General features: G+C 42.2%; 8 protein-coding genes. All 8 read left to right on the plus strand.

Going from position 1 to position 7,545, the window contains the following annotated elements:
• Positions 1-54 precede the first annotated feature (54 nt).
• From cbiD to hemC, 8 genes are read left to right on the plus strand one after another with little or no spacing between them, the layout of a single operon-like run.
• Positions 55-1,188 (plus strand): cobalt-precorrin-5B (C(1))-methyltransferase CbiD, encoded by a 1,134-nt coding sequence (gene cbiD / locus EFD62_RS00700; protein ID WP_128705588.1) that lies wholly within the window; start codon positions 55-57, stop codon positions 1,186-1,188.
• Positions 1,185-1,865, plus strand: coding sequence for a precorrin-2 C(20)-methyltransferase (cobI, locus tag EFD62_RS00705; protein ID WP_128705589.1), 681 nt, complete (start codon positions 1,185-1,187; stop codon positions 1,863-1,865). Before cbiD ends, cobI begins: the two co-directional genes overlap by 4 nt.
• A 2-nt stretch (positions 1,866-1,867) precedes the next feature.
• Positions 1,868-2,626 carry a precorrin-4 C(11)-methyltransferase gene (gene cobM / locus EFD62_RS00710; protein WP_128705590.1) on the plus strand — a complete coding sequence of 253 codons (759 nt, stop codon included), beginning with the start codon at positions 1,868-1,870 and terminating at the stop codon, positions 2,624-2,626.
• Positions 2,623-3,660, plus strand: a complete 1,038-nt coding sequence (locus tag EFD62_RS00715) for a cobalt-precorrin 5A hydrolase (protein WP_128705591.1) — start codon at positions 2,623-2,625, stop codon at positions 3,658-3,660. Before cobM ends, EFD62_RS00715 begins: the two co-directional genes overlap by 4 nt.
• The gene (gene hemA, locus EFD62_RS00720) at positions 3,657-4,661 is read left to right on the plus strand and encodes a glutamyl-tRNA reductase (protein WP_128705592.1); all 1,005 of its coding nucleotides are present in this window, start codon (positions 3,657-3,659) and stop codon (positions 4,659-4,661) included. Before EFD62_RS00715 ends, hemA begins: the two co-directional genes overlap by 4 nt.
• A gap of 26 nt (positions 4,662-4,687) precedes the next feature.
• A complete protein-coding gene (gene cobJ, locus EFD62_RS00725) occupies positions 4,688-5,413 on the plus strand; it encodes a precorrin-3B C(17)-methyltransferase (RefSeq protein ID WP_128705593.1) in 726 nt (241 codons plus the stop codon).
• A 29-nt stretch (positions 5,414-5,442) separates the two neighbouring features.
• A complete protein-coding gene (gene cobK, locus EFD62_RS00730) occupies positions 5,443-6,672 on the plus strand; it encodes a precorrin-6A reductase (protein WP_128705594.1) in 1,230 nt (409 codons plus the stop codon).
• Positions 6,669-7,541, plus strand: a complete 873-nt coding sequence (hemC, locus tag EFD62_RS00735; protein ID WP_128705595.1) for a hydroxymethylbilane synthase — start codon at positions 6,669-6,671, stop codon at positions 7,539-7,541. Before cobK ends, hemC begins: the two co-directional genes overlap by 4 nt.
• The last annotated feature ends 4 nt before the right edge of the window (positions 7,542-7,545 follow it).

The raw sequence follows: 7,545 nt of genomic DNA on the forward strand, positions 1-7,545 counted from the left end.
GAAATAGTGAGTTTCCCGCATAATTTATATAAAGGCATAAGTGTGGGTGGAATAATGAATGATTATATAATAAAGTCTGGTAAAAAGCTAAGAAAAGGGTTTACAACCGGAAGCTGTGCGGCAGCTGCCGCAAAAGCCTGCACAATTATGCTCTTTGAAAAGATAGAGATTCCGGAGGTTTCTTTAACTTTTCCCGGAGGGGAAGAAATAATTCTTAAGCCGGAAGATATCACTCTCAATGAAGCTTCCGCAAGCTGTTGCATCATAAAGGATGCGGGGGATGACCCTGATGTAACAAACGGCATAAGGATCTATGCCAGGGTTGAAAAGGCAAAAGCCGGTATTTCCATTGACGGAGGGATAGGTGTCGGAAGAGTAACCTCTGCGGGTTTGCCCTGCAAAATAGGAGAGGCGGCTATCAATCCCGGACCAAGAAAGATGATTTTTAATGCGTTGGAAGAGGTTGCCCGTCTATACAAATACGATGGCGGATTTCATGTGGAAATATTTGTTCCCCAGGGAGTGGAAATTGCAAAGAAAACCTTCAATGAAAGGCTTGGGATTGTCGAAGGCATATCCATCCTGGGAACTACAGGCATTGTGGAGCCCATGAGTGAAGCTGCATTGATAGATACAATCAAGCTGGAAATGTCTATCAGAAAGCAAAACGGTCAAAACGTGCTATTCATTTCTCCCGGAAATTATGGAGTTGATTATGCCAGAGAGCATTTGGGCATTGATGTTGACAGCGCTGTAAAAATTTCAAATTATATTGGTGAAGCTCTTGATTATGCGATATATTTGGGCTTTAAAAAAATCCTGCTTGTCGGACATATAGGGAAATTGGTCAAGTTAGCTGCCGGTGTTATGAATACACATTCGAAAATTGCTGACTGCAGAAATGAAATATTTGCCGCTCACAGTGCATTAGCCGGTGCAGGAAAAGAAACGGTCGAAAAAATCATGAATGCAAAAACAACAGATGAAATTCACAATATCCTGTTGCAGAACAATATATCCAAAATGGTGTATGAAAGCATATTGGGAAAAATAGTATATCATTTAAATTATCGTGTGATGAATAAGGCAAGGATTGAAGTTCTTGTATTTTCAAATGAAAATGGCGTGTTAATGCAGACAGACAATGTGTTGGACTTTATCAATGAACTAAAGGAGGTTGGACATTGAAAGGAACTTTATACGGAGTTGGTGTTGGACCGGGAGATCAGAAGCTTCTTACTCTATTGGCGGTTGAAACTTTACATAAGGCGGATATTATTGCAGTACCTGATACCGGAGGCGAGAAAACAGCTCTGAATATTGTGGGTGAGTATATCTCCGGCAAAAAGATAATGTACTGCAGTATGCCTATGACAAGAGATACAGCAATACTGCGGGAGAGTCATAAAGCCTGTGCAGAGCTGATCTGTGCAGAGCTCGAAAAAGGCTTGAACCTGGTATTTATAACGCTCGGTGATCCTACAATTTATTCTACATATATGTATGTGCACAGGTTGGTTGTTGAAAAAGGATATTCTGCTGAAATTGTTAACGGGATTCCATCGTTTTGTGCGGCTGCTGCTAAACTGGGCATTTCATTGTGTAATGGAAAGGAAGCATTGCATATTGTTCCTGCATCCTATGAAGGTGTGGATGAACTCTTACGTTTGAACGGAAGTAAGGTGCTTATGAAAAGCGGAAAGGGTATTTTAAACATAAAGCAGAAGCTGGAGAAGCATAATTTGCTTGACAATTCCAAAATGGTAGAATGCTGCTTTATGGAAAATGAGAAAATATATAACAGTCTTAGGGACTTAAATGAAGATAGCAGTTATTTTTCGATTATTATAGTTAAAGGAGAATAAAAATGGTCTATTTTATCGGAGCAGGACCGGGCGCGGTTGATTTGATAACAGTGAGGGGACAGGAGCTTTTGAAAAAAGCTGATGTTGTCATATATGCAGGGTCTTTGGTTAACCCGGAGCTCCTTAAGTGTACAAAGCCTGAGTGCAAGATTTACAACAGCGCTTCTATGACACTTGATGAAATTATAGATGTTTTCGTTAGAGAATATTCACCTGATAAGATACTGGTAAGGCTGCATACAGGCGATCCAAGTATTTATGGAGCAATCAAGGAGCAGATGGAGCTGTTGGACAAGCATAAAATTCCTTATAGCGTTGTGCCCGGAGTCAGTTCATTTTGCGGTGCGGCAGCGGTGTTAAATGCTGAATATACACTGCCTGGTGTGAGTCAGACTGTTATTCTTTCAAGGATGGAGGGAAGAACGCCCGTACCTCCGGATGAGGATATAGAAAAGCTTGCATCTCATAAGGCTTCCATGGTTTTGTTCCTTACGACCTCAATGCTTGAGAAGCTTAGTGAGAAGCTTGTAAAAGGCGGATACAAATCCGATACGCCTGCTGCTATTGTCTATAAGGCTACATGGCCGGAGCAGAAGATTGTCCGTACCACAATTGCAGAGCTTCATAAAAGTGCAAAGGAAAACAATATTACCAAAACGGCCTTGATACTTGTAGGGGATTTTCTTTCTTGTGAGCACGAGCTTTCAAAGCTTTATGATGCAAGCTTTACCCATGAATTCAGGAAGGCGAAAGAACAATGAGGATAACCTTGATTTCCTTTACCCAAAAGGGCTCACTCTTATGTAAGCGCCTGGTTGATTATCTTAAAGAAGAGGGACATTCTATCGTTGCATATTCAAAGTATGGAGGCGGCGAGCTGCCTCAGATGGAAGACAATCTTAGCGCACTTACAGGAAAAGCCTTTGAGGACAGCAATTCAATAATATTTATTGGAGCTGCCGGTATAGCCGTAAGAGCAATTGCGCCATTCCTTAAAAATAAGGCATCCGACCCGGCGGTCATTGTGATAAATGAAACAGGAGAATATGTGATTCCCATATTGTCAGGGCATTTGGGCGGTGCAAACAGCCTGGCCCATAAATTGGCGTCTTTTTTGGGAGGAAGGGCAATTATTACTACTGCTACAGATATTAACGGCGTTTTTTCGGTTGATGTGTGGACAAAGGAAAACGGTCTTCATATTTTGAACATAGAAAACATAAAGCATATTTCTGCCGCATTGCTGAATGGTCAAAAAATTGGTTTTCGCTGTGATTTTCCGGTGGAAGGTGAATTACCGGAATTCTTTACAAAGGATACAACTGATTACGGAATATATATATATGATCACAAAAAGCAAAATGCGGACAAGCAGCCTTTTAAAAATACATTATTTTTGTGCCCTAAGCTGTTTGCTGTGGGAGTGGGATGCCGGAAAGGAATTCCGGAAGAGATATTGGAAGAAGTATTTCTTGAAACACTGGCGGCAGAGAACATACCAAAGAATCTTGTTTACTGTGTTGCAACCATTGATATAAAAAAAGAAGAAGAGGCAATTATACGGCTTTGTGACAAATTCAGATACTGTCTTAAGCTTTATACCAATAAAGAGCTTATGGAGGCTAAAGGGAGCTTTTCATCATCGGGGTTTGTAAGGGCTGTTACAGGTGTGGATAATGTCTGTGAAAGAGCGGCCATACTGGCCAGCAATCATGGGAAATTGATAATGGGAAAAAGAGCTAGAGATGGAGTCACTGTTGCTATCGCAGAAAGGGCATGGAGGTGTAGCTTTTGAATATAATCATGGCTGGAGTTGATTATCGCAGCGCAAGCCTGGAATTAAGAGAAAAGGTTGGGTTCAACAAAAATCAAATAAGAGATATTCTAGCCAAAATAAATAAGGAGGCTTGTGTTTCCGGAGTGGTTTTGATTTCAACCTGCAACCGCACAGAGGCGTACATTTCATTAAGCCATTGCGAAGAAGCGGATCCGGTTGAAATATTCTGCAATGCTGCCAATCTTGATGATGATATGAAGAAGTGTTTTTATGTTAAAAAGGGTGAAGATTTGGCGGTTTATCTTTTTGAGCTTGCCTGTGGAATTCACTCAATGATATTTGGAGAAGACCAGATATTGACGCAGGTTAAAGAAGCAATGCTGATTGCTATTGAAGAGGGAGCAAGCGATGCGGCATTGAACACACTTTTCAGGTGCGCCATAACCTGTGCCAAAAAGGTAAAGACTCAGCTGGTGCTCAATGCCGTTTCGCCTTCGGTAGCCGGGCAGTCGGTACAGTTGGTAAGTGAATATATTGAAAAAAAAGCAGGTTGCAAAGCGTTGGTTATCGGTAACGGAGCAGTTGGAAGAAAAGTTTGTGAGGAACTGATTGCAAAGGGATGTGAGGTCCACATAACTACCAGAACCCACAACAACAAAAGCATAATTGTTCCTACAGGCTGTAAAGTTATTCCGTATCACGACAGGGAGTCATTGATACCATATGTGGATATTTTAATAAGCGCAACATCAAGTCCCCATCAGACTGTTACTATCGATATGATTGACAGATGTGCAAATAAGCCCAAATACATTATTGATCTTGCAGTACCCAGGGACATAGACCCTGAGGTCGGGAAGATAAACGGTATACTGTACTACAATATTGACAGCCTTGGGGAAACCGCACGGAAGGACAATTCTAAGGAAATATCAGCCATGAAGAGTTTGATAGCAGAGCATATTGAGAATTTTAACAAATGGTATGCCCAAAGAAAACGACTTATGGCGGTAAAATAATAAAAATAAATGGGTGGGGTAGAGTCATGATTAGTATTATTGGCATAGGGCCGGGAGAGAAAGAACAGATAACACCGCTTGCGATAGAGGCACTAAAAAACAGCGAGGTAGTTGCCGGATACACTTTATATATAGATATAATCAAAGATTTGATTGAGGGCAAGGAAATAATAGCAACTCCCATGATGCAGGAGGTAGAAAGGTGCAGGATGGCTGCGCTGGCTGCAAAAGGAAACAAAAATGTAGCTATGGTTTCAAGCGGAGACGCAGGGATTTACGGGATGGCGGCCCTGATGATTGAAATATGTGAGGAGCTTGGAATCCGTGAAGAGATCAGGGTCATAGCAGGAATTACTGCAGCAAGCTCTGCGGCAGCGGTTCTTGGAGCACCTTTAACACACGATTTTGTGGTAATATCCTTAAGCAACCTTCTTACAAAATGGGAGGACATTGAAAAGAGATTGGATCTGGCCTCGCAGGCCGGGTTTGTAATAGTGATTTACAATCCATCCAGCAAAAAGAGAGCGGATTTTCTTAAAAAAGCCTGTGAAATCGTGATGAGAAATATAAGCGGGGATACAATGTGCGGATATGTAAGAAATATAGGGCGAGAGGGACAAACTCACAAGATATTGCCGCTTAAAGAATTAAAAGACGAGGTGGTGGACATGTTTACCACAGTAATAATCGGAAATTCCACTACCAGGGTCATAAACGGGAAACTGGTAACTCCTAGGGGATACAGAATATAATTTCTGCATTGGATTGAAGGTAGAATAAGATGAAAAAAGTGATTGTAGTTGCAGGAACAAATGAAGGAAGAAAGTTAAGTACTTTTTTAGCCGAAAACGGTGTTGAGGTTACAGCAGCTGTAGCCACCGGATACGGTTCACTGGTGATGCCTGACATGCCTTTTTTGTCGGTAAAGGAGGGAAGGCTTTCCCTTGAAGAGATTACAGAACTTATAAAAAGCTATGACTATATTGTGGACGCAACACACCCTTATGCCAAAATCATTTCGGAGAATGTAAAGGAGGCTGCGAAAAGATGCGGCAAGGCTGTGATGAGGCTGGTAAGGCCTTCATTGGAATATGAAAATGTCCTAGAGTTTTCAAGCATAGAAGCAGCATGTGCCTATCTTAACGGTACAGAGGGAAATATTTTTGTGACAACCGGAAGTAAGGAGTTGCTGCCATATTCAAAAATCGAAAATTACAGAGAAAGAGTTTTTGTCAGAGTACTGCCAACGGCTGAGGCAATAAAGGCATGTTCGGATGCAGGCTTTAGCGCGACGAATATAATTTGCATGCAGGGACCCTTCAGTGAGAATATGAATTTGGCGACCATGGAACAAATCAATGCTAAGTTTTTGGTAACAAAGGAAACCGGGAAAAGCGGAGGCTTTCAGGAGAAAATTGATGCAGCAAGAAAGCTGGGGACAAAGGTTATATTGATAGGAAGGCCTTGTAAAGAAGAAGGCATGACGCTGGAGGAAATGTTTATATATTTTCAAAAGGAATTTGGAATTACGCAAGAAGAATCCTTGTCCCATTTTCCAATGTTTATTAGCCTGAAAAACAAAAAGGTTGTTGTCATCGGAGGGGGAAGGATTGCCACAAGAAGAGTCCAGGTTCTTATACGCTATGGCGCGGAGTTGGTTGTGATTGCTGCCTGCCAGTCGGAAAGTATAAAGCTTTTAGCCGGCGAAAACAAGCTTACACTAATTGAAAGAAATTACCTGCCGGGTGACCTGAATGGCGCTTTCATGGCAATTGCTGCAACGGACGACAGGGATGTGAATGAAAAGGTCTGCAATGACGCACGGAAAGAGGGGATTCCAGTAAATGTATGTGACAGAAAAGAGCTGTGCGATTTTTACTTCCCTGCTATATTTGAAAACGGGGAGGTTACAGGCGGACTGATTTCAAAGGACGGCAGCAACCATAAAGCGGCAAAGGAAACGGCTGCAAGAATAAGGGAATTCTTAAAGAACCGGAGGGAGCAAACATGAAAACAGTGAGAGTTGGCAGCAGGGACAGTGGACTTGCAGTCATACAGGCTCAGATGGTCATAGATGCCATAAAAAAATACGACAGTAATATAGAAGTTGAATTAGTCACCATGAAAACAACAGGGGACAGAATTTTAGACAAAACCCTTGATAAAATCGGTGGCAAGGGATTGTTTGTTAAGGAATTGGACGAAGCGCTGCGAAACGGAGGTGTGGATATAACTGTACACAGTTACAAGGATATGCCCATGGAAATTAATTCTGAATTACCCGTGGTGGCCTTGTCGGAACGGGAAGACGAGAGGGATGTTCTCATCCTTCCTGTAAAGCAAGGTGATAAAAGCAAGCCGCTAGGGTGCTCCAGCAAAAGAAGGATGCTGCAGCTTAAAGCTCTTGGCTTTGACAATATCGAGCCACTCAGAGGGAATGTTATCACCAGGCTAAAAAAGCTGGATGACGGAGAATACTGTGGAATTATTCTGGCTGCCGCCGGGATTAAGAGGCTTGGACTGGAAAACAGGATCAGCAGGTATTTTACAACGGAAGAAATAATGCCTGCGGCCTGTCAGGGAATCATTGCCGTTCAGACCAGGAAAGGTGAAGATACACGCTATCTCGCTAATTTCCATAGTGAAAGGTCAAAAATAGTTTCCGATGCCGAACGTGCCTTTGTTGCCGCTTTGGATGGAGGCTGCTCATCGCCGGTTGCAGCTTATGCATATTTCGAAAACGATAAATTAGTGCTAAGAGGGCTCTATGTGAACGAAGAAAAAAATATAGCAATAAAAGGTATAGAGTATGGCAGGGCTGAAGATGCAGTCAAAATGGGTATTTCGCTTGCAAAGAGGCTCAAGGGGGAGGCGTGCTGACTTC

The sequence above is a fragment of the Acetivibrio mesophilus genome (assembly GCF_004102745.1).
Lineage (GTDB): Bacteria > Bacillota > Clostridia > Acetivibrionales > Acetivibrionaceae > Hungateiclostridium > Hungateiclostridium mesophilum.